Here is a 23,636-nt window from a genome sequence, read left to right as displayed (position 1 = left end):
TAATTATCTAAGTGGAAGTGGTGATTTCACATGGAAAAAGAATGCTGTTCAAAATTTGATCCCATACCATGGGATGAAAAAGTAATCGAGTGGGATAATAAGAAATTCGTAAAAGACAAAGTGTTAACACTTTTCTATATGCCAGTCAACTTTGGCGGAGTAATAAGAAAGCTTGACCGAAAAGTCAGGGATGCAGGAGCAGGTATTATTGATAATCTCTGTCTGTCAGACCATACGTCAAAATGGAACATGGATGTCTATCTTGCAGTTAACAAAAACATACCTGATACCAATAATGTACTGCTGAGTGGAAAGTTCTTGAGCAAAGTCTACGAAGGTCCTTTTAAGGACACTAAGAAATGGTGTGATGATTTTGAAGCTTATGCAAAAGAACAGGGATATGAAATAAAGAAATGGTTCATGTGGTATACTACCTGTCCGAAATGCGCAAAAAAATATGGGAAGAACTATGTTGTGATTATAGCGGATGTTGAGTGAGAAAAAGAAAACCTCATTTAGAGTCTTTCTGGCATAGATCAAATTTTGGTTCTGTAGAAATCCTCTAATGCATAATTTTATTATTTTGTAGATTGTACTGAAAAAGAAGAGGAGTGAATCAACAATGGCAGAGGAACAGAAATCTGATCAAAAAGTTGTTGGCGGTTCCGGCATAACTGCCGGTGGAAATGTATCTTTTGGTAACGTCAGTGGTCAGGTTGCCATCGGGGAAAATATTGAACAAACACAGACATTAACATTATCTGTTTCTGACAAAAAAGAACTCCTGGATAGTCTGGTACAATTTCGAAATGCAATTGCCAATCTGGGTCTGCCTGAAGATGAACTTGATGATATCAATAATGATGTTGGTACTGCAGTTAAAGAAGCACAAAAAGACGAACCTAATTATCCCAAGATCAAAAGGAAGTTCGAAGGAGTAATTGAGACCATCAAGGAAGTGGGCGACACTATTGATCAAGTATCAAAATGGGAATGGACTGGAAAGGTAGTAAAATTACTCGGAAAATTAGGTTTCACGGTCTTGCTATAAACGGGCACGGGTGCAGCAATGGATAAGCAAGATGTTGCTAGTGGTTCTGGCATAACAGCTGGCAGGGATGTAAACATTGGTGACACCAGTGGCCAGCTTGCAATTGGAGAATATATCATTCAGTTCAACTCAGAAAATCTCTCTGGTAAAGAATTAAGTGAACTGATAGATAATCTTAATCAAAAAAGGATGGAAGAGACAAATCTAAAAATCATAAATAGTTATAATCCTTCAATTCTTCCAAATCTTCCACCACGACTTCGTGAATTTGTTATTGAGAACCGATTTCTTGAACTGAGTAAAAATCTGGAGTATCTTCAGAATCATCGTATTTTATTGATTAGTGGCATAGGTGGTGTGGGCAAGACAACATTAGCACGGGCTCTTGTTGAAACAAGGCCAGCAAACGTTCCTATTCCATTCTGGTTAGATTTCAATAAAAACCAAAGTGCTACATTAGGAGATATTCTTGAAAAGCTTGCAAGCTATATGAACAAAACAGACATTGCAAGTTTCAAAACAGAAGGAAGGGACGCTGGGCAGGATGATATCAATAAATTAACTGCAGAATTAAGAGATCGAGACTCTGTTTGGCTGATCTTTGATAACCTGGAAACCATAATGGATAGCAGGGAATTCCATGATGAAGGAATTGATCTATTGTTTACATCCTTACGCAACAGTACTCATCAAGCCAGGATAATCGTAACAAGCAGAACTTTGCCTGTACTGAAGAACGGAGAAAGTTTAATTGATGTAATAGATGAAGAAAAAAAAGAACTTAAGGGTTTAAACATAGATTTTGGTATTGATTACCTGAGAAAGAATGGACTTGATGAAGTCGAACCTGCAAAGTTAGAAGAATTAGTGAAAGGTGTAGATGGACATCCTTTAGCATTGAAGCTTTTGATAGATATTGTTAAGATTTTTGGCATAAATGATGCACTGGATGACCTGAGCATGTATCAAAAAAGCAAATACGATACTATCAAAAAGGCAAGAAAGTTATTCGATAAACTGGCAGGGGATGAAAAAGAATTGTTAGAGCGCATAGCAGTCTTCCGCCAGCCTGAATCCATAACTGCACTCAAAAGAATGTTCACAGATAAGACATCCCCTGATGCTTTGCGGAAACTTATTGACAATTCGCTTCTAGAAACTGATCATGTTGGTAACTATTGGCTTCACCCTTTAGTTCAGGAGTTTTCGTATGATGATCTGGAAAATAAGATGGAAATCCACAAACTTGCTTGCGAGTACTATCTTTCACTTCCCATACCAGAAACACGCACAAAAAAAGAGGATGTTCTATCATTGATAGAAGCACATTATCATGCCTGCCTTGCCAAAGAGTATGACGTAGCTGCAGATATTATTTTTGATAATGGGCTGCATCGAGACCTTGATAAATGGGGAAACTTCAAAATGCTTGTTGACCTTTATTCAGGACTGCTACCAGATAATCCTTTTGAGAATAAAATTTTGTTGAGCAGTATGGTTACTCATAGTGCAGTTATCGGCAACCTCGCCAGGGCTTATAATATTCTTGGTGAGGTCGAGAAAGCTATTGAGTACCATAAACGGGCACTTATAATCTCTCGTGAGATTGGGGACAAGTGCGGTGAAGTCATTGAGCTCGGCAACCTTGGCAACGCTTACTATGTTCTTGGTGAAGTCGAGAAAGCTATTGAGTACCATGAACAGGGTCTTGTGATTTCCCATGAGATTGAGGACAGGAAATGCGAAGGTGCCTGTCTCGGCAGCCTAGGTCTCGCATATAGTGATCTTGGTGAAGTCGAGAAAGCTATTGATTACTATGAGCAGGCACTCGTGATTTCCCGTATGATTGGGGACAGACGCAGCGAAGGTATTCGTCTCGGCAACCTTGGCAACGCTTACTATGTTCTTGGTGGGCTTTGGAAAGCTATTGAGTACCATGAACAAGCACTTGTGATTTCTCGTGAGATTGGAGACAGGTGCGGTGAAGGCAGTGATCTCGGCAACCTTGGCAACGCTTACCATGTTCTTGGTCAGGTTGAGAAAGCCATTGATTACGGTGAACAGGCTCTTGCAATTTTCCGTGAGATTGGGGACCGGAACGGTGAAGGTACTCGTCTCAGCAGCCTCGGTCTCGCATATAGTGTTCTTGGTGAAGTCGAGAAATCCATTGAGCACTATAATCAGGCACTAGTGATAGGCAAAGAAATAAAAGATCCGCGAATAATCATTTTTTGCGAAGAGAATCTTAAATCACTGAAGAATTCAGATTTCAATTGGTAAAAAATAAGAAAGGATTAAACATCATCTTTACTCAGTAAAGACAACATTAACCTCATTAACATCCCAGAGGGATTCAAGCTTCTCTGTGACCTCTTCCTTGATGTTTGCTGCAAACTGATGGTTTGACGGCAGGTCAATAAGTATTCTGACAACACCATCGTTGATCTCCATTTTGGTGACCAGCTCGGTCCTGATAATATCCAGCCCTGCCATTGGGTTCATCACATGCTTCAACCTGCTTCTGATAACATCAACAGTGGTTGGTTCCTGTTCACTTACAAGGCCGTGCTTTTCCTCATAATCTCTTATGGCTGCACGAAGTCCTTCTACTGCAAGTACGGAACAATGGGCTTTTACAGGTGGAAGTCCTCCCAGCTCTTCGGTAGCCTCCTGCCAGCTTATCTTTTTAGCTTCTTCAACCGTCTTGCCTTTTGCAAGCTCAGTTATTATGGAGGCTGTTGCAATGTTAGAAGCACATCCGTATGACTCGAATTTGATATCCTCGATTACCTGGGTGTCCGGGTTCACCTGAAGATAGACTGCAACCATGTCTCCACATGCAGGGCTGCCTTCCAGTCCTTTTCCATCCGGATTTTCCATTTTTCCTACATTGCGTGGATTCTTAAAATGCTCAAGTACCTTTTCTGTGTATGGAAATTTCATATTATCGCCTCATGCCTCTTTATTATACAGGGGACTAATGTCCCTGAGTTGCTTTACTATCTCTTTGATTGCATCTACCACAGCATCAACATCATTCATGCTGTTATAGCGTCCGAATGTGAACCTGATGGAGCCGTGTGCCCTTTCATGATCTCCGCCAATGCCGAGAATAACATGACTTGCTTCCAGTGACCGGCTGAAGCATGCAGACCCGGTGCTTACTGCAAACCCTCTCATATCCAGATGCAGGGTCATTGATTCACCTTCCACGTAATGGAACGTGATATTGGCATTCTGTGGCGTTCTCTGTTTCTTGCTTCCGTTTAGTGTGACATGGGGTATTTCTTCGAAGACTCTTTTTATAGTGTAATCTCTCATCGAAGCCAGAAATTCAGTTTCCTTGTCTGTTACAAGTTCCACTGCTTTTGCAAAACCTACAGCTCCCGGGATATTTTCAAGTCCTGCACGACGATCTGTTTCCTGATAGCCGCCATCCATCCATTTAGTAATGGGTGTACCCTTGCGGATATAAAGTGCACCGACACCTCTTGGTCCGTGGATTGTATGGGCTGACATGCTTATCATGTCTACAGGTGTTTGTGAAACATTAATTGGTACTCGCATGTAGCTGTGCGTTGCATCAGTATGGAAAAGCACATCTTTTTCCTTACATATCTTTGCGATGGCATCAAGGTCCTGAAGAGTACCTATTTCCTGATTTGCATACTGGATGGATACAAGGACAGTATCATCCCTTATCTTGCTCTTGAGTTCCTCAAGATCCACAAAGCCTTCTGAATCAACACTAATGTAGTCTACACTGTATCCCTGTTTCTCGAGATTTTTAGCAGTATTAAGTACTGCAAAATCCTCTAATTTTGATACGATTATGTGCTCTCCCTTCTTTTTCTTAAGAGCTGCAACAACGCCTTTTATTGCCATATTACTTGATTCTGTGTCACCTGATGTGAATACAATTTCCTCAGGTGTTGCACCCAGGGAATTTGCTATTATTGTCCTGGCTTCTTCAAGACCTTCTTTTGCATCGATTCCCATGGAATATCCAAATTCAGATGTTGCCACTGCATATGTATCAAAGAAATATGGTTTCATTGCATCCAGAACTCTTTCGTCCAGGCGCGTACTGGCTGAATTATCGAGGTAAATCATTTCATCTAACATAGTTACTCCCTGTTTGTTTCTTCAAAATATTGTGATATTTAGATAAATAGGGTAATCTTGGCATCTTTTGCTTCCATTATATAAGTGCCAACAGCACCATATTCGTCTATCCATTGGTTGTTCAATTCCTCTTCCTTGATTCCCATTATTTCCATGGTCATCTCGCAGGCGATTATCTTTCCGCCAAGTTCTTTGTAATCTTCCATCAGTTTTTCAAGTGAAACAACATTGGCTTTTTTCATCCTGCTTTTTACCATCCATTTACCCAGTCCCAGTAAATTCATTCTGGAAAGGGGACCTTTGTCCAGCCCTCCTTTTTTAAGACATTGCAAACCCCAGAATGTAAAAAATATAGATGCTTCCATTCCCATGGAAAGCGCACCGTTTGCAACTATAAGTGCACTATATATCTTGTCAAGGTCACCACTATGTGCAACTATTACTGCCTTTTCTGTCATGTACTACCCACTCTCCCGAAAGTGTCATTTCTTAATTCGGATTGTCCACTCTTTTTCGTTATTTTCATCCACTTCCACAACTTCAAGTCCCATTGCCTCACAGGCCATGGGTATTTCTTTTTTGGAAGCAGAATGTGTCCCTGTAATTACAATTTCATCTCCCGGGGCAGCTTTACGAATTGCTTTACGGCATTCTACAAGAGGCACCGGACAGGTCTGTCCCCTAACATCGATGTTTGTTTCTGACATATGATCTTCCCCCATATTCAGAATTTCAGAATATGTTTAACAATAAAATATACTCACTAAGTGTATTTAACAATTGTGAATCAGAAGTTATTACGAATTAGTGAGTAACAATTGCCAGTTCTTCCAAATGTAAATATGGATAATTCATCTTCCTTTAATAAGGCAAAAGAGGCATTATTGGATTTTCCTGTGTATTCCGGGCAGGAAAAAATAGAAAGCATTTTTCGATCAAAGCACCAGGCATGACCTGTAAAAAGTGCTGTATGTCCCCGTATCATTAAAGACAGATCATTTTTGTCCATGAATTCACTAAATACATCTCCTCCGAAACATTTGGGCCGTGGTCCACGGATAGACGCGCTTATGCCGTCACAACCACTTGGGTCATTCCATAAAAAATGAAACGCTTCTTCTTTATTTATGCGATTCAGATCAACAGGTCCGGGAATGCCCCCGTGCACGCAGAAAATAGAATCATTTATGACTGCAGAAATCGGCATTTCCTCAAATGTGCGGTTTGCAGCAAGGAACAATTCCTCGTCCAGTATTTCATCATAAAAACCATGAACTCTGTTCATTTCTCTTGTTTCATGATTTCCCCTCAGCAAAATAAATGTTTCAGGTTCCCGCAATTTCATTGTCAGGATCCTTTCGAGAACCTCGGAAGAATGGGGGCCTTTGTCAACGTAGTCCCCAAGAAATACAATGTGATCACATTTCAGCGCTTTGCGAATGTACAGAATAAATTCAAGTGCTTCCAGATTCCCATGAATATCTCCTACTATCAGGGCTTTCGATGAGTTTATGCGTACCAGTGCTTCTTCAGATGTGAAGATCTCAAATGTATTCTGCAAAAGTCTATGTAGCTCTTGCTTCATGGCATCAATTCCTTTCAGTAACTTTATAGCAATTATCTGCCTTTGAATTAGTGTGTGGATTATTCCTTCAGTATTTTACGTATCAGCAGCAGTCCTGTAAGATTTACTGCTCCTATCAGAAATCCTCCTTCTATATAACGAGAGTTCTGATAGGATTTATCACTTTTGGAGCTCTGTTCTGATGTTAAGAGTTTGACTGAAATATCTGATCCAGCACTGAAAGATTGCTGTACAGTATTGTCCTGTTCTGATAAAGGTTTAAATGTTAGTATATATTCATTATCCGGCTCAATACCCTGAAAAGCAATGTTTTCTCTGACATTATCTTTAAAGAGAATTTTTCCCTCTTTTGTTAAAGATAGTTCGCCTTCTTCCGGAATAATTACTTCAACATTTGTGTAATCTTTAAGTGCAATTGCCTCTCCGTCTGCAAGTCTCAGTTTACCGGGGATGTTTAGTACCTCAAGAATTGTTGGTGCAATGTCTTCCTGTTTGAACTTCCCTTCCACAACAACATTATCAATATCATTTGCAGTTATTGCCAGTGGAACTTTTTGTGATTCAGTCATTACGGAATATTTTTCTGCCTGGTGTCCTCCCTTTGAATCATTGGTAGGGAATGCCATTCCGTGATCACCTGTAAGTACAAAAGCCAGATTGTTTGTAAGGCAGGTTTCATAAAGTGAATAACTTATGTTGTCGATTCCTTCAATACATTCAATATAACCGCTATTCTTTTTGTAATGGCCGGCACTGTCAACAGCACCTGCATTTAATGTGAGTATGTAATTTTGTTCAGGATACTCTTTTTCCATGTATTCAATAACATCAATCCCGGTTTCAATAACCCACGCGTTATATTCAATGTAACGTTCAATAGAGCCTTCCGGATACTGATCAAGTTTTTCCTGTAACCCGGAGGAATGAACCTGCATCAATTCAGTGATTTCAAATGAAATATCTTTATTGTCTTCTGTAATCCTGTTTGTTTGAATGACCATTTCAGGTTCGTTTATGGAGTTTTTTGTGTCATGCATGACTACATTTTGTTTGCTGCAAAAACCACCTGAATCGCCTTTTTCCATAATCGCGAACGTTAGATAATCGTAATCATGAGCTACGTCAAAGAATGTTGTTTCTGAAGAGCCGGTGAGTTCAGAATCCGCACTGGAATATCCTGTGGCAATCACAGAGTGACCACCTTCGGTAAATGTCTGAGGTACTGTTACATCAAGCACCCTGCAACTATTATCGAATATTTCCTGCATTTTAGGTACTTCTGCTTTTTCAAGCATTGAGCCATCTATTGCGTAAGGAGTGTATTCAGGATACACATAACATGAACTTAAACCATCAACAATGAGAATAATGGCACCATGGGGAGTGTTTACTGATCCTATTTCTGCAACTGTATTTGCTCCTGCCTGAGATGTGAAAATACACAATGCCAGTAAGAGGACACAGCAAATTGAAAACAGGTGTAATGTATCAATTTTTCTTTCAGGGATGATCGTTTTTACGTTTTTTATTGGTGCCATCAATCCAAGAAAGAGAGTATCTCCATAATAAAGTTTCTATTTTGTTTTAGTTAATTTGATTTAACTGGTATTATTTTTACTACTGTCTTTCAGTAAAAGTGTAAGAACCATAAGCAATGAAGTTCCTGCAAACATTGCAAGATATCCGTATTTTGTAAAGTAGCCCATTATCATGGGTAGGAATGCAAGTCCCATGTATGTAAATGTTGTGAAGATTCCCATGCTCAGTCCTTTGTCCTTTTTACTGATATTCATACAGGAAACTGCTATTGGTAAACCTATCATTGCCATTCCCGATCCTATGCCAAGAAGCGTAAAACCTGGAAGGGGTTGTGTAATTGAGATTATGACGCCTGCAGCAGCAAGTATTATGCCTATGTTGATCATTTTTCTGAACTTAATGCTTGACCTTCCTGCAATGAGGTTGGTGGTCATTGAGCTAATATATACTGTAGCTATCACTATGCCAAGTTCCGGTTTGCTGAGCATTCCGCTACTGTATTGTGGGTAATAGGCAAGCATTACTCCGGTGATTCCAAAAATAAAAAATGCAATTATCCATGTTCTGATAAATAATGGATTGAATGCTATATTGAGAATCTTTTTAATTTCAATCAAAAATGTGGTGTTTGAATGTGTTTTTTCTTTTGTTTTCAGGATTAAATTATTTTTATCATTGTTATTATTCTTGTTCTTGTTTTGGAGTGAACTTGTTTTAATAATGCCAAAAATAAACACTATTAACGAAAGCAGGGTGAAAAGTATAATTGCTCCTTTAATGAATTCCTCTGCCAGAAATCCTGCAGCTACGGCACCAGCTGCAAGTCCGGCATTAAGGAGAAAATTGAATTCTCCCAGATATTGATTTTTTTTCTGATATTCGGCAAGCATTGCATATGCTGCTGGGAAAAATGCACCACATGCGCTGCCTTCAAGTATTCTTGCTAGTATCATTATATGGATGTTGTTGGTTACAGTAAGGATTGTGCCGGAAATTGCTGTAAGGGAAATAGCAAAAATGATTATCTTCAGATGTTCATACCTGTCTGCTAAAAATCCAAAAGGTATCAGGGTTAACAATGCTCCGATAAAATAGCCGGAAAAAAGTAAAGTGTATTTAATGGTGCCTGATTCCACCGATGAAGCAGTAGCAATCTCAGGTAATACAGGGATAACGGAATTCGATAAACCCATTATGAGAAACACAGTTGAGTAAATAAAAAAACGTTGTTTTGTCATAGGCTTCTTTCACGGATTTACTGATCATTGGCATGTTATTTAGTTTTAAGTTTTGAAAAAGATTATTTTGGTTTTCTTTATATGGGATGTATTTGTAATTGGATTTACAGTACTTTGTATGATGTTACATTAGATATCAATCTATATACTAAAGTATACATGTTTAAATAATAAAATAAAATGACAACAATTACAACTAATTTAAAAGTATGTACCAAATTATATACTTTACACTATCTGTTAAAATAAAATTTGTAAAACAATTTTTATTTTTCTAGTAACTAATAAATAATTGTTAAGTTCTATATTTATTGCAATATTTTTATTTATTATCTTGTAGCTTGTTTAGTGTAGACTATAAGTTACAAAAAGTATATTATAAATATATTCTTAATTAAATACTACATACTAATTTATTTTGTACAAAATGAAAGAAAAAATGTGATGTATGTTTGATTATTTTAAAAAACATATACGTTATAAATAATATCAATTAGTTTCTGGTTTTGCATATTTTGTTCTATTTATCTATTATATTGAGTTTCTATTAATTTTGAATGCATTTTGAATGCAAATCCATTTTATCGTTATGCTTGCTATAGTGGTAATTGCATGAATGGCTGTATTGGTAACGTTTTTCTTGTTTTCTATATAATATTTCTACAACGTCCAGAAATTACAAACACTATAAGAATATGGATTGAATTAAAATGGCTAGTATTTTTCCAGATACTTTTGTGTAGATAATGGAGGGGTTGGAGTTTGGAACCCCTGTATTCATACATACTATGGAATGGCCAGTTTCAGAAAAACATACCCTTTTTGGCCATTTTCAGAAAATGCCATTTTCAATCCTATATACTATAGGAATATGGATTTATTTTGTTAGGATCACCTGAATCACAGCTTAGACTTTGAAACTTTTACTAGAAAGTAAAGCTCATTTTTAGGACTTGTTCAGAAAATCCGCGCAAATTTTAGATTGGTATTTTAGGTGCTGTGACTCTAGAGTAAACGTATCAAAAAATATTAAATAAAAATAGCATAATAAATTTGGTTTTGCAGAGTTCAAACATAGTAAATAATACTTAACTGTAATCTAACTTAGTTAAAATTATGATGAAGATAATCGGACTCTATTAATTTTAATCTGAAGTAAACACTAATTTCTCTCAACTTCTATAATTTAGTTAGTAACTTTGCCAGATTATAACTGAAAGTAATATCTTGCCACTCAAATAATTATAATTCTGGGATTTTGTTCACTAAATCCCCAAAATTGGCCAAAAATCGCGTTTTTGTTCGTGTGGGTACGAAATCAACAATTAATTAAGTGTAATTTTATATATCTATGTCAATGTATTAAAAAATTTGTCACAATCCTAAATTATATGTGTAACAGAATATTGTTACATTGCAATATTCACTAAAGAATAGAATAGATGTAACAAAATATAGTTACATCTTAGTTTTTTGGAGAAACTTTGAAGTTTTCGCAGGATTTTACCTTACTTTCTAAAGTTCCTAACTTATACCACACTGATTCATTGATATGTAAATATTGTAAGTTAAAATACCAGTTATCAAATTAAAAATTCGGATGAGAGTAGGATGATGAACACTGATATAAATCAGTGTTCGGGGGACAACATACAAACAAAACCTAGTGCTTCAAAAAAGGCTATGCTGCCGCCAAGTAGCATATTCTTCTCACTTCTTTAATTTGTATGTTTGGTATATACGAATACACAAATTGTTGTGTTAATATTTAAGTTTGACTAGATAAAGTCGGACCCTCGTTTTTATTTTAATAAATAATGTATTGCTTTTGAATCTAGGATGTCATCCGTAATTTTTACATTTACATGTAGACAGTATCTTATAGCCATATTTTTGGATTATTGGCAACAATAGCGGTGTTATAATTATCTGAATCCTTCTTTGGGCTTTCAGCTAATCGTATAGAAATCCTAAAATAAGAAAATTTGAATGATGAAAATGGCTATAAAAATTAATTATGCATGAACTGCATTGGACTAATAGGATTTAGGTTTACTCTCATGCAGGACTCTATTAGTCCAAATTCCCTCTCTAAAAGATCAACCAAACGTATACTTCTTAAATATAATAATATCAAGTATCATTAAACTACGGACTATTATGTTGATAGGTATATTGCAGATGGTTGCAGATATTGATAAAAAAGCTATATTTTTAATGATTAAAACTATCTAACAGTCTTTTATTTAATCCATTTTTGATCATGTGAGAGGAGGGAACTTATGACCGACATTGAAAATATGGCTTTAAATTCAGTGAAAGCTGCAAATTTAAATATAATAAATAGCAGTTTTCAATAACATGTTAGTCTTATGGGGCAGGATGAGGAATTACAACAATTGGGTACTGTTTTGCCCCATAAGATACCACTAACCCTTACATATTTTGCATAGACATTTGTGGTTAATAAAAAATTATTTCTCTTCTATTTAATCTTGTAGGAATCTTAGTTTCAGAGCATTTTTTGTTATTTATCCACCGGCATCTTTCTGGATGCAAATGTCAAAAGGAAATTAACTAATATTAAGATAAAGAAAAGAGCTGATAAGGATATTATATTGGTGGTACGAGTTATATCCTCATCAGTAAACCGGGCTAAATTATACTCCCCACTTAATTTATGTAAATACTGCCCGTACGTTACCAAATTGATTTATGTTGCACGGCATTTACCACAAATCAAGATTCCAATGGTGGTGTTTTTGAGGCCCAAATGACACCACCTCGTCGCTTCCGGCTGGCATCAAAGTTTAAAAGGAAGCGTTAGTTTCATTTATATCGCTTCACAGAGATAAAACTAAAAGAAACTGAGTTACTTAATTAAATGTATGTATCTGATTTAACGGTTCAGTAACAATGTCTGGAATCTTCTGACAATAAAGCCCCTGCTTTTGACAATAAATTGAGGGTCACAAGCTAATAGGAAAATAAACAAGGCATCATAGTAAAATGATAGCCTTATGAAACAATTATTGGGTTACTGTCATGTCTTCATAAGGCAATTGGTAAACCCCCACCAATCTGTTAAATGTCACTGCTGAGCAATGTGACTTCCTGCTGTATGTTCTATTTCTTATTAAATTCTAAGAAGCAATGTTTCAGAACAAAATTATTATTTGGCTTTTGAAGGCATCAAGAATTGAAGAAAACCTTACGGGGCAGAAAAGTTTGGGTAACTGGGTAATGCCCCATAAGGTAACCACTAATGCCTAATGGTTAATAGAAATTATATTTTCAAAATATTTATGGCAGCAGGAATCTATGTTTAGAATTATTGATAAGGGGATTATTTGTACAATCTAGCAAATATGATAGGTTAGATTTCCTTAAAAATTAGTTATCTGTTAATGAGAAAGTAGACAGGACCTAACATATGATCATTTAAAAATGATTATGTTTCAGTTGGTGCGATATACGGCCTATCTACTAAAAAGGTTTATGTCAGTAGTATATTTATTGTAGTAGGAAAGAAAGTTCTGAAACTAAAATTCTAATAGTGATAATTAAGATATGATTGTCTGATAAGTGGCATGTTAGGGTTGGTTGGTTGATTTTGCCAGGATGTGGTTTGCTTATCAGACAATCTCTGTTTTACCTTCCTGAGCATGTTCACAGTGTGAATACTCCTATTTATAAGTTTATTCAACTAATTTTAGTTAATTATATTACATAATGTTAAATTCAAATCAATTGAAATAAGTTGCCTGATAAAGGATGTGGTTTGACAGGTTAGTTGGATTCAGGCTTATCAGGCAACAAACATTATCCGGATTGTCATAAATACCTGTTTCTGTAAAAAGAAAGGTGCCTGATAAGGGGTGTGTTAGGGTTATTGTTTGGTACTTGATGCTTATCAGGCAACAGGAGGCACAGTTTCTGAACATTTTTATAATCATCTGGTATTTATGTGCAACTGTTACTCTGTATTTTATATTATATATAATTATCTCAACTTATTTGTTGAATATACATAATATATTGTATTTTCATCGAAAAAGAAAGAGAAGTATGTTTAAAAAATAAATGCTCTGATAAGAATATATGATTGGCGGTGGTGCGTAATGAGTTTTTCTTATCAGAACAAGGAGGATCAGCAGAAGACTCCAACTCTCTTTTTATGTTTCAAGCTAATTCTATATATAAGTTCAATCGGACTAAGTTAGTTTAATTGTAAAATTAAGGTTATTGATTTAATAGTTGAACCAGATTTGTCCCTGTTTACAATTAGAATATAGTGGTGCAGGCACAGTAAAATTTGTAATATAATAAATAAAGGCCTGATAAGAACATGTTAGGGTTAGGTTAGGCAGTTAGTGGTTATCCTTACAGGCCTAAGGAGGACTATTCACTCCTACACTATGCAACAGTTACTTTCAATGCAATACTATTTATAATTTTATTGAGCTATTTTTGTTTATTAGTATAATTCTTATACATTTTTAATTAGTTCTATTCAATAAGAAAACTATGGATCTTAATATACGAACTGGTGCTGCATATCAAAATTAAATGTTTGGTGGATATGAGGGAACAAACAATGGTGGTACAATATAGATGGTTAGTGGGTGTTACATAGCTCTACCAGGAAAATGGATTATATTTATTCCCTCACTATTTGCACATATGCAAATGTTGATATTTATAATTATTGTCTATTTTGTTACTCTGATTGATATAACTTGAGATTTAAGTGTCTGTTTACAGATATAAATTAATTATAATGTGTATGACAATTAATAAAAATAGTAAATTTATCTAAAAAAAAATCATGTAGTTTTTTCTGTATGTTTTCTATTTAAAACCTCTAGCAAATTAGAAAGACATGTAGTTATATAAAAATAGCTTTATTTTATTATGTACTTATAAAATAAATAATATTAAATGTTAATTTTTATTAGTAAGTGTTATGTTTTTTTTGATAATATACTCTTTTACAATAATGGGCATATAACAAACTTTTATATGTTGATCTGTATTCCAAATAACTCATAGAAATCATTATATTTTTTCCTGGCACGATACAGATACTGTCTGACATATTTTTCTCCTCTTGCTTTTGCATACATTGCTGTTGTTTCTGCAGGAGTAAAAATGGTTTCAAGTTTTTTTCTATCGATACTGTCAAGGAATTTGATACTGTTACTGTTATCGATATCAAAGAACTGTACAATTGGTTCTTCTCCCTGCCAGTTCCACAGATTATCGTAAAAAATCGCATAAAGCAAATCGCATTCAGTACATTTACCCGCAACTACCATTCCATTATCATGGTCATGATAACTGAGACTGATGACATCTGAATTGCAGGAATTGCATATTCCTATAAAGTTAGTGTCAAGATTTTCGGGATATAAGTCTATATCATCGATCTGCATTACGTTGTTTTCCAAATCGTATTTTATATTCATATGGTCACCGGAAAAATTGAGATTTTGAATAATGCATTTATCGTATTAGTCCTTTTACTTTTGATTACTTAATATTGGCTTCATACGATAAAAATTTAAAAACATATATATAGATTGAAACACATATAAAAGTTTGTGCTATATATGAGGTGAAGTAATGGACTCAATTCGCGCAAAAATAAAACGAAGATTGCAGAAGTTCATCGAATTGGATGTAAATGGACTACGCAGTCATATACTATCAATTTTCTTAAGTGTAAAAGAGACAACAGTAGATGAGCTGCATGCAAATATCACTGAAAAGTACGATATTTCACGCAGTGCAGTGGCATCCATGGTAGGCTACATTTATTCCAAGCTAGGCGTACTCAGATCTCATAAAGAGTCTTACAAGACTCCAATAGTTTATTCTTTAAAGGAAGAATATGAGGACATGATTCGAACAGCTCTTGAAGCCAGGCCATCATCTTCAGGCTGTTAATTAGTGAATTGTGATTATCAAACCTGATTAGAATGTCTATAGTAAAAAACGCACCGCGTACGTCTACCACGATTGTTATACGTTCGGATTCCAATTCCCGTATAACTCACTCCAGAGACCCTTATTATAACCTGATGAGACGACTCTTTCAGGAAGAGGCAACTGCTATTCGTGGTCAGAAGTTTCTCATGCTGGTTGAGGACCGTCAAAAAGCAGGTAATCCTATCAAGACTAGTGAGTGGGAAGCTCTTCTTCAGGAACTCGATATTGGACGCGCTTCATTCTATGCCATGCGCAATAAACTGTTAGGCGCTGGCCTCATTACTCATAAAGACCATGAATATCGCTTATCAGGTCAATTCAGCAAGGATCTTGTTGACATGGCCAGATGGTGGTGGACTGCTGTTCTAAATGAAAATCCGGAAGGTCTGGAATAACCATCCGTCCGATACCTTAATATACAAGCTTTACAATTAAGGAGATGCATTCACCGTAGCCCGGTAGTGTAGTGGTCAATCATGCAGGACTCTGGATCCCGCAACCTCGGTTCGAATCCGTGCCGGGCTACCAAATAACTTCAACTTTTTTTAATAGTTATATTGATTTCATTAACTTATTTTCACAAAAATTTTTATTTTGCAATTACAAAAAGTTACATACTCCTGGTTTTTTGGTTCAACTATAAAAAAAGTGTGAGGAGATGACCAGCTAACCAGTCATTCTTCCTGCTTAAAGAAGGAAGTTTTTATTCATCCGGATATAGTGATATCCGCCTTCTCAAGTACCTGATTCAGCTGATTGAGAATCTCTTCCATCTTATCGATTTCCTCGCCATAGCCTGCCCAGTCACCATCTGCAAGATATTCCTGTGCCTTGTTATAATGATCAAGAGCCTGTTTTGCAAGTTCCTTTGCAGTTGTCGGAACCTCCGTTTCCTGTTCAGTATTTTCTTCAGTGCTTATCCTGCCTTCAACAAGCATTTGCAGTGATTCCTGCAGGTCTTCTCCCATAACAACTCTCTGTCCTGAGGAAGCTACAACCCTTCTAAGTTCAGGTATTTCTGACTCTTCGGCACTGATGAATATTGGCTCAGTGTACAATATGGAGTTGCCTATCGGCACAACCAGCAGATTACCTCTGATGACCCTGGAACCTGTCTGTCCCCAAAGTGTCAGCTGTTCTGAGATGTCAGGGTCCTGATCAATTCTGGATTCGATCTGTGTAGGGCCGTAGATGAGTTCTCCTTTTGGAAGCTCATAATGCTTGAGTTCTCCATAATTCGGATTGTCACATCTGGCTGCTATCCAGGCAATCATATTTTCCCTGTTTCTTGGTGTAAACGGCTGTAAAAGGACATATTCAAGTCCGCCATCGTTTGGAAGCTTTGTGATCATATAATAAGGTTCCATGTCTATGCTGGTTCCACGGTATACTTCCCTTGGTATTTCCCATGCATCCTCTTTATTGTAGAATGTCTCCGCATCCTTCATGTGGTAATTCTCGTAGAGGCCCATCTGCACCTTGAAGAAATCCTTTGGATAGCGTATGTGTTCCTGCAAACCCTCCGGCATATCGCTGAAAGGTTTGAAAAGGTCAGGGAATATCTTTGAGTAGGTAGTGATCACCGGTTCATTTTCCATAACATAAAAATCTACAGTTCCTTCATAGGCATCTACAACAACCTTCACAGAATTGCGGATATAGTTGATGTTATAGAACTTGTCACCATAGTAGCTCTCTGAATAGGGATATTTGTCAGCAGTGGTATATGCATCGATTATCCAGTAGATCTTTCCTTCATAGATGACCGGATATGGATCGCTGTCGTATTCAAGGAACGGAGCGATTGTTTGTGCTCTGTCCACTATCTGCCTGTGATACATCAATCTTGAACTGTCATCTATGTATTCACTCAGAATGAAATTGTATTCACTGAAAACGAAAGCAAATATCACTTTTTTAACGAATGAATCCAGAAGTATACCACTCTGGCCTTCGTATTGTACGAATACGTTCTGCCCTTCTCTCGGATAATCGAATTCATCTTTTCCTGTATCTGATATCTTATAACCGGTTGTTATTTCTCCATAATATATACGTGGGTTATCAACTGAAAACTCTCCTGTTGGTGGAATATCCTGAAGCACGAATTCCGGTCTTCCGTCCTCTGTCTTTGTGCTTACGGGGTTCATAACAACACCGAAACCATGTGTGTAGACCAGACGTTCATTGACCCATGTCTTAGCTTCAGGTGCCAGTTGCATGGTGTCAAGTTCCCTTGCAGAGATCATGTATTGCTGATAACCACCATCCATACTATACCGGTCAGTATCCACATCATTGAAAGTATAATATGTCCTTATCTGCTGAAGCTGTTTGTAGGTCTGTTCTAAGGCTCTACGGTCCCATATGCGAATATTTTCGGTTATATTCGTATTATTCTGGAGTTCTTCAGCGGTAAGGTCGGAATTCGCTTCAAATGGTTTCTCTTCTATGTCCGACAGACCGAAGGCCATTCTTGTATAATTGATGTTGTACTCCAGATATTGTTCTTCAAGCTGAATTTCCGTAGGTTCTACTTTGAACTGCTGGTATATACCTGGTACAAATGAACTTGTAACGATAAAGAGGATTAACAGTACTACGCTTGCAAGCGGTATATTCACTTTCTTCAGTTTGATATTCGCTACCAGGGAGATGGCAGTCAGCATGGACAATAAGGTAAGTATATTGAATATGGGAAGCCTTACATGTACATCCGTGTAGCCTGCACCTGCAACAACACCCTGCTGTGAGAATAATATGTCATATCTGTTAAGGAAGTATCCAAATGCTATCAGTGCGAAAAGGACTGAAAGAAGCAATGAAAGATGGACAAGAACTCTTGCAGGTATTGTATCTTTCAGTCCGCCTGTCTGATAAAGGAAATATGATTCTTCTGCGTCATCTATCTCTATTCCCTCTGACTTGAAGTACGGTTGTAGTCTGAAAAAGTACAGACCAAGGACCAGTATGATGGAACTGATAGCAAGCGTTAGTAATGTCCCGTGAATCATCTGAATGAATGGTAACTGAAATACATAGAACCCAATATCGTTCATGAGGATAGGATCGTCTATTCCGAAAGTTGAACTATTCAGATATAGAAGAATTATTCTCCAGCTGCTGCTGAATGTGAGACCGAATAGCAATGAGAAAGCTGTAATGACTATTAGTATCCCGGAGCTATCCATGTTATTGTACTTAATGTCCTTGTCTTCCAGTATTTTTCTGCTAGAGTTTCCTGCATATCTGGCATTTGCATAAAGGAAGACGAACGCAAGCAGGAATCCCGGTATTATTGCTATCAGTTTCCATTGCAATATCGTTGTGAAAACAGAAGTATATCCTATCATATCGAACCACAGATAGTCAGTATATATGCCTACCAAAGGTCCGATACCTAAAAAGAACGCAACGATCAGGAAGAAAATAATTCTCTTGTCTGTAATTGAAACACCCCGCTATCACTTTTGATTCCTCTCTTATATCTAGTACACCCCTGAAAATTTCTACACATACTAAATTTTGAAATTCAAGACTAAATAGAAAAACACATATGGTTAAAAGTTTACTAAAACTACTAAATTAAATTTGGGTGTGGTTATGAAGTTAAAAAAATTACTATCAGAAGCAGTAACATATGCGATAATTGTCCTCATTCTGTATTACACTGGAAATTGGGATAATTTAGGATTAGTCACTCTTGCGTATTTAATAAGCGTTGTTTTCTGGGAGGTTACGAAGGCTTAGAGTGTTGATTGTTTGTATGGGTGGGCTATTTTTATTATAGATTTTTTGAGTTTACACCAATTAAAACTATTAACAAGAGTCCAATTAAACAATTACATATATTTAGTATACATACTAATCAGATAGAACTTTGGATGTATTTGTATGAACATACTAAGTATTTTATCATTAGTTTTTATTATTGGCACATACATATTCATGTTTTTTCTTTACAAAAATTCAACAAAAATAAGGTCTCTCGGTAATCATATAAACGATTATTTGTCTATTTCTTTACTTATTACGGTAATTGTGATCGTAATATCATCATATAAAAATTGGGAAATAATACGGGCAGTCTGCATAGTTTACTTAATTGTGGGCGGTACTTTTCGGAATATTGAACGTCAGTTTTTTTGGGATGCTTATATTCGTAACTATATTCGTAAAATACGTGGAAAATAAGTTTGCGCCAATTAATATTGATGTCGAAATACTTAAACTCTTAAAAAACTATTAAATATCAATGGTAAAACAAGCTGTTTTAGAGTCAAAAAAGAAAGATGATGAAGATATTAAGTACTTCATAGAAAAAAGAGAGAGACTCTTACAAACACTTTTAATTTTGATAGGCTTAATCTTTGCCGGGTTCAACAATGTAAATCCTGATAACGTGATTCCAGAGTCATATTTTACAGTCTTTTTTGTATTTATTTTAAGCACTTTAGTCATGTCATCCCATACAAAACGTTCACTAATCGTTAATGAATTTAATATATTTTTAGAAGGACTTACAGCATCATCTTTTTCATATTTATTTGTGTTTTTCTTTGAATACAAAGGAATATCATCTTCTAAATGGAGCACAATAGTAGGCTACATCTTAATAACCTTCATATTATGGAATTCCATTCATATTGATGAAAAAATCGAAAACAAAGCTTTAGCCATTCTGTGGACTTTCTTAACAGCATTAATTGTACTTGCTATGTACCTCCTTGGAGTATCGTCACTTATAAGCTAACAATAGATTACTTTCACTCTGCTAACCAAACCTTTACTAAAAGCAAGACCTTGTTTTGTGAACTGTGGCTTAAAAGCTCATCCCTACGAAAATACTTTGCTCAGCGCCCACTTGGAGAATCACAGCTCAATTCCATAAAACTAACATCCCAATTCAAGCGCATCAATCATCTTTTCAGTGCACTCCGGGTTATTGAATACGAGACGGACATTTCCGTTTTTAAAATAGTAAAGTTTCATCGTTTCATCGATGTGAGCTCCTCCGGGCTGTATTTCTATAACTTTTGCTGCTGAGGGGGGAGTGTTGTTTAAGGTTATGTCAACGAGTTTTCCAAGACTTTCAAGGCAATCAAGCGATTGATACGGGTTTTTTAATGCTTTCAATTTTATGACAGTTCCGTTTCTTTTTTCCGCATCATCAGTTGGAGAAGTAATATCGATGGGTATCAGACGTCTGCAATCACTTTTAATTCTCTTTAAAATGTGTTCATCATTGTAGAAATACTCATTTTTGATATGGTCGGCTATCTTAAAAGCATCATATGATTCCATATTTTCGATGAAATCCAGAACTTCCTCATAATCGATGGAAATCTTAAGACAATTGTTACTTTCAATCTGGATTATCTGATTCAGGAAGATTTCCTTGATGGCTTGAATAGGAATACTGAGATTCACAGAATCAGTAAAAGGAAACAGGTACAGGGACTGACGACTTGTAGGAGGAATGAGATTACCAAGATGGGAATTAATCTCCCTGACATTCGATTTTGTTTCTTTCTGGGCATTGTACAGTACTTCGATGGTCTCATTCTGTAAGGTGTACACCTTTGTTCTGTGGTCGTAAGCGTTTTCTGCCATCAGTCGTCCTCTTGGCACTTAAATTATATATATTTTCACCAAAACCCAATCTCTAATCCTACAATAGTAGATATAAAGAAGCAGGAACAACTTGTATATATAAACAACATCACAACTGAGAATCCATTGAGAGGGGCTATATCTTGTCAAATGAAAACACTGGGCATGAAGTCATCACTAAAGAACAGTTGCTCCTGCTAATAGAATCCCGATTTCCCGGAAGAAATTATCATGAGAATTTGCTAAGTGTTTTGAAAAAAGGCAGTTTTCCTCACCATGCTGAATTTCTTAGAACTATCGGGATGCTGCTTGATAAAGACTGGATGATAACAGGACTTTTCCTTGAAAATATACCTACAGCAGCAGAAAACACCGATCTGGAAGGCATCAGGAAATGGGCAGGAATCGGCTTAAAGTTATTTGATCAGGACAAAGCCCTGGCAATCGCTTATTTTTCATACTCAGCATCTCTCTTGAGTGATTTAAACGTCAGTGAACTGGAAGAGTGGGCTTTAAAAGGCATTACAGTTTTTGAAACCAATCCGGCACAGGCCAAGGATTATTTCTACCTGAAATCAGAAGAATCAAGAGAATTCGTAGAGAATCTCAGAGGTTCTGTGGCACTCAGTGAAATCACCAACATACTCCGGTATTATGCTCTTGGATTGTCAGGTGTTAGTTTCAACATAAAATCCCGCAGAAATCTGGGAGCAGAAGTAAAACCGGATTCTATAAACCCTGTGATTGCAGGCAATACCATCTATCTTGCACCAAGGATTAAGAAATATGATGATTTTGAGGATAATTACAAAATTTATAAGCTAAGCATCATGCACGAAGTTGGCCATATACGTTTCAGTTCCAATGAACTTGAACGTGACGGAGCAGCAGAACTAATGGAAGATATCAGAAGACGATACTCAACCATGAAAAAGAGGCTCCCGAGTTTAGGAATGCAGGCTGAAGGCAACATTAGTATAGCTGATGTCATAGCCCTCTTTCCAAACCAGGCTCTGGCAGGCACAATACTTGGAATTCTGGAAGATGCCCGGGTTGAGTACAGGATAATGGAAAGCTACAAAGGAGTCAGGATAGACCTTGAAAGAATAAGGCAGCAGATGCTCCTGGCAAGACCTGTTCCCTCAGGAAAACTTGAAGAATTCATGGAATCACTTTTGTGGATATCCATCGGAAAGGAACCTGTTTATGAGTTAAATAAAATAACAAGGCTTCTTCTGGATAAGATAAAACCAATTCTGGAGGAAAGCATCCTCAGAGATGATTCATCAGTACTTGATTCTCTTGAAACAAGCTTTAAGATATACAAATTGCTTGACGAGCATGAAGGACCATTAAGCCAGAAAGAGTACAGGGTATTGAAAAACCTTGACTACCGAGGTGTGAGCATTGGAGCTTACAACAGCAAAGATTCTCTTTCAAACACATCCCATGAGAATATTATCAAGCAATTTATTCCCGAAAGCAAAGTTGGACTGACAAAAGAAAATGCCTCCTCACAGGAAGAAATACTTAAAAGCCAGCCAACTTATGCCGAAAAAAAGAACTGGAACATTCTTGGCAGTTACAGATACGATGAGTGGGATGCTGTCATCAGTGATTATAAAGCAGACTGGTCTGTGGTTAATGAGGTTGAGCCTTTTGGCATGTCAGGTGATTACTACTATGAGGCATCAGAACAATACAGGAATGAGATAGCCCTTATTAAACAAATATTCAACAGGATGAAGCCTGAGACATTCCGCAGAATGAAACAGCAGACAGATGGAACTGAGATAGATATCGATGCCTTTATCGACTTGCTTATCCAGAAAAAATGCGGAATCAATCCTGATGATGGACTCTATATGAGATGGGATAAGCATGAGAGGGATGTTGCAACTCTTTTCCTTGTGGATGTCAGTTATTCCACTCATAAAATGCTAAACTATGAGGAAAAAAGCATACTTGATGTTGAAAAAGATTCTCTCATTATCATGACACAGGCTCTTGAAAGCATCGGTGACAACTACGCTATTTACGCATTTTCCGGCAAGGACAGGGGTGATGTTGAATACTTTGTCATAAAGGATTTCAGTGAAGAATTATCAGATACCGTTGCACGCAGGATAAGCCTGCTGGAACCCGTATCAAATACAAGACTTGGGCCTGCAATCCGGCATTCTGTCAGGAAACTTGAAAAGGTGGACGCAAAAACTAAGATAATTATATTGTTATCAGATGGAGAACCTTTCGACATTTCCCGGGGAGAATCTGCATATAAGGAAAACACTGCTGAAGAAGACACAAGGATTGCAATTCAGGAATGCAAGACAAAAGGAATTGACTTTTTTTGCATAACAGTAGATCCTGATCCGGGAAAGTATCTTGAAAACATTTTTTCCGATTCTCAGTACACAATAATTGATGATGCTAGTTCACTTCCCGGGACTCTTCCGGTTTTGTACAAAAGGATAACCACCTGAAATTGGTGGCA

17 protein-coding genes and 1 tRNA gene are annotated in these 23,636 nt (G+C 36.8%); 8 read left to right on the top strand and 10 right to left on the bottom strand.

Going from position 1 to position 23,636, the window contains the following annotated elements; genetic code table 11:
• The first annotated feature begins 30 nt into the window (after positions 1-30).
• The 3 genes from METTI_RS14660 to METTI_RS14650 all read left to right on the top strand — a co-directional run bounded on the left by METTI_RS14660 (position 31) and on the right by METTI_RS14650 (position 3,331).
• Positions 31-498: a hydrolase gene (locus METTI_RS14660; RefSeq protein ID WP_023846614.1), complete on the top strand. Its 468-nt coding sequence runs from the start codon at positions 31-33 to the stop codon at positions 496-498.
• Between the two features lie 124 nt (positions 499-622).
• On the top strand, positions 623-1,051 hold the full coding sequence (locus tag METTI_RS14655) for a hypothetical protein (protein ID WP_023846613.1): 429 nt from the start codon (positions 623-625) through the stop codon (positions 1,049-1,051).
• 18 nt (positions 1,052-1,069) lie between these two features.
• Positions 1,070-3,331, top strand: a complete 2,262-nt coding sequence (locus METTI_RS14650; protein WP_023846612.1) for a tetratricopeptide repeat protein — start codon at positions 1,070-1,072, stop codon at positions 3,329-3,331.
• A gap of 27 nt (positions 3,332-3,358) precedes the next feature.
• Here METTI_RS14650 and METTI_RS14645 read toward each other — a convergent pair whose 3' ends face one another.
• The 8 genes from METTI_RS14645 to METTI_RS14610 form a co-directional block, all read right to left on the bottom strand.
• The gene (locus tag METTI_RS14645; protein WP_023846611.1) at positions 3,359-3,994 is read right to left on the bottom strand and encodes an iron-sulfur cluster assembly scaffold protein; all 636 of its coding nucleotides are present in this window, start codon (positions 3,992-3,994) and stop codon (positions 3,359-3,361) included.
• A 9-nt stretch (positions 3,995-4,003) separates the two neighbouring features.
• A complete protein-coding gene (locus METTI_RS14640) occupies positions 4,004-5,176 on the bottom strand; it encodes a cysteine desulfurase family protein (protein ID WP_023846610.1) in 1,173 nt (390 codons plus the stop codon).
• Between the two features lie 38 nt (positions 5,177-5,214).
• On the bottom strand, positions 5,215-5,634 hold the full coding sequence (locus METTI_RS14635; protein ID WP_023846609.1) for a DsrE/DsrF/DrsH-like family protein: 420 nt from the start codon (positions 5,632-5,634) through the stop codon (positions 5,215-5,217).
• A 24-nt stretch (positions 5,635-5,658) separates the two neighbouring features.
• Positions 5,659-5,883 (bottom strand): sulfurtransferase TusA family protein, encoded by a 225-nt coding sequence (locus METTI_RS14630; RefSeq protein ID WP_023846608.1) that lies wholly within the window; start codon positions 5,881-5,883, stop codon positions 5,659-5,661.
• 80 nt (positions 5,884-5,963) lie between these two features.
• Positions 5,964-6,761 carry a metallophosphoesterase gene (locus METTI_RS14625; protein ID WP_023846607.1) on the bottom strand — a complete coding sequence of 266 codons (798 nt, stop codon included), beginning with the start codon at positions 6,759-6,761 and terminating at the stop codon, positions 5,964-5,966.
• A 59-nt stretch (positions 6,762-6,820) separates the two neighbouring features.
• Positions 6,821-8,299 carry a phosphoglyceromutase gene (locus METTI_RS14620; protein WP_023846606.1) on the bottom strand — a complete coding sequence of 493 codons (1,479 nt, stop codon included), beginning with the start codon at positions 8,297-8,299 and terminating at the stop codon, positions 6,821-6,823.
• Between the two features lie 60 nt (positions 8,300-8,359).
• Positions 8,360-9,538, bottom strand: coding sequence for an MFS transporter (locus tag METTI_RS14615; RefSeq protein WP_023846605.1), 1,179 nt, complete (start codon positions 9,536-9,538; stop codon positions 8,360-8,362).
• 5,018 nt (positions 9,539-14,556) lie between these two features.
• Positions 14,557-15,006, bottom strand: a complete 450-nt coding sequence (locus METTI_RS14610) for a hypothetical protein (protein ID WP_023846604.1) — start codon at positions 15,004-15,006, stop codon at positions 14,557-14,559.
• 157 nt (positions 15,007-15,163) lie between these two features.
• Here METTI_RS14610 and METTI_RS14605 point away from each other — a divergent pair, with 157 nt between their 5' ends.
• The 3 genes from METTI_RS14605 (at position 15,164) to METTI_RS14595 (ending at position 16,057) form a co-directional block, all read left to right on the top strand.
• Complete coding sequence (locus tag METTI_RS14605; protein ID WP_023846603.1) at positions 15,164-15,487, top strand: DUF2551 domain-containing protein; 324 nt, start codon at positions 15,164-15,166, stop codon at positions 15,485-15,487.
• Positions 15,488-15,519: 32 nt separating this feature from the next.
• Positions 15,520-15,924, top strand: a complete 405-nt coding sequence (locus METTI_RS14600; protein WP_023846602.1) for a hypothetical protein — start codon at positions 15,520-15,522, stop codon at positions 15,922-15,924.
• A gap of 57 nt (positions 15,925-15,981) precedes the next feature.
• Positions 15,982-16,057, top strand: a tRNA-Gln gene (locus tag METTI_RS14595).
• Between the two features lie 179 nt (positions 16,058-16,236).
• Here the strand turns inward: METTI_RS14595 and METTI_RS14590 are convergent.
• Positions 16,237-18,951 carry a UPF0182 family membrane protein gene (locus METTI_RS14590; RefSeq protein WP_394296228.1) on the bottom strand — a complete coding sequence of 905 codons (2,715 nt, stop codon included), beginning with the start codon at positions 18,949-18,951 and terminating at the stop codon, positions 16,237-16,239.
• 833 nt (positions 18,952-19,784) lie between these two features.
• Between METTI_RS14590 and METTI_RS14585 the strand changes: the two genes are divergently transcribed.
• Positions 19,785-20,282 carry a hypothetical protein gene (locus METTI_RS14585; RefSeq protein WP_023846599.1) on the top strand — a complete coding sequence of 166 codons (498 nt, stop codon included), beginning with the start codon at positions 19,785-19,787 and terminating at the stop codon, positions 20,280-20,282.
• Positions 20,283-20,422: 140 nt separating this feature from the next.
• Here METTI_RS14585 and METTI_RS14580 read toward each other — a convergent pair whose 3' ends face one another.
• Complete coding sequence (locus METTI_RS14580) at positions 20,423-21,142, bottom strand: hypothetical protein (RefSeq protein WP_023846598.1); 720 nt, start codon at positions 21,140-21,142, stop codon at positions 20,423-20,425.
• Between the two features lie 143 nt (positions 21,143-21,285).
• Here METTI_RS14580 and METTI_RS14575 point away from each other — a divergent pair, with 143 nt between their 5' ends.
• Positions 21,286-23,625, top strand: coding sequence for a nitric oxide reductase activation protein NorD (locus METTI_RS14575; RefSeq protein ID WP_023846597.1), 2,340 nt, complete (start codon positions 21,286-21,288; stop codon positions 23,623-23,625).
• The last annotated feature ends 11 nt before the right edge of the window (positions 23,626-23,636 follow it).

The sequence above is a fragment of the Methanolobus tindarius DSM 2278 genome (assembly GCF_000504205.1).
In the GTDB taxonomy this organism is placed as follows: Archaea; Halobacteriota; Methanosarcinia; order Methanosarcinales; family Methanosarcinaceae; genus Methanolobus; species Methanolobus tindarius.
The sequence above is the reverse complement of the archived record's forward strand: the minus strand, read 5'-3'. Positions and strand labels throughout refer to the sequence as shown.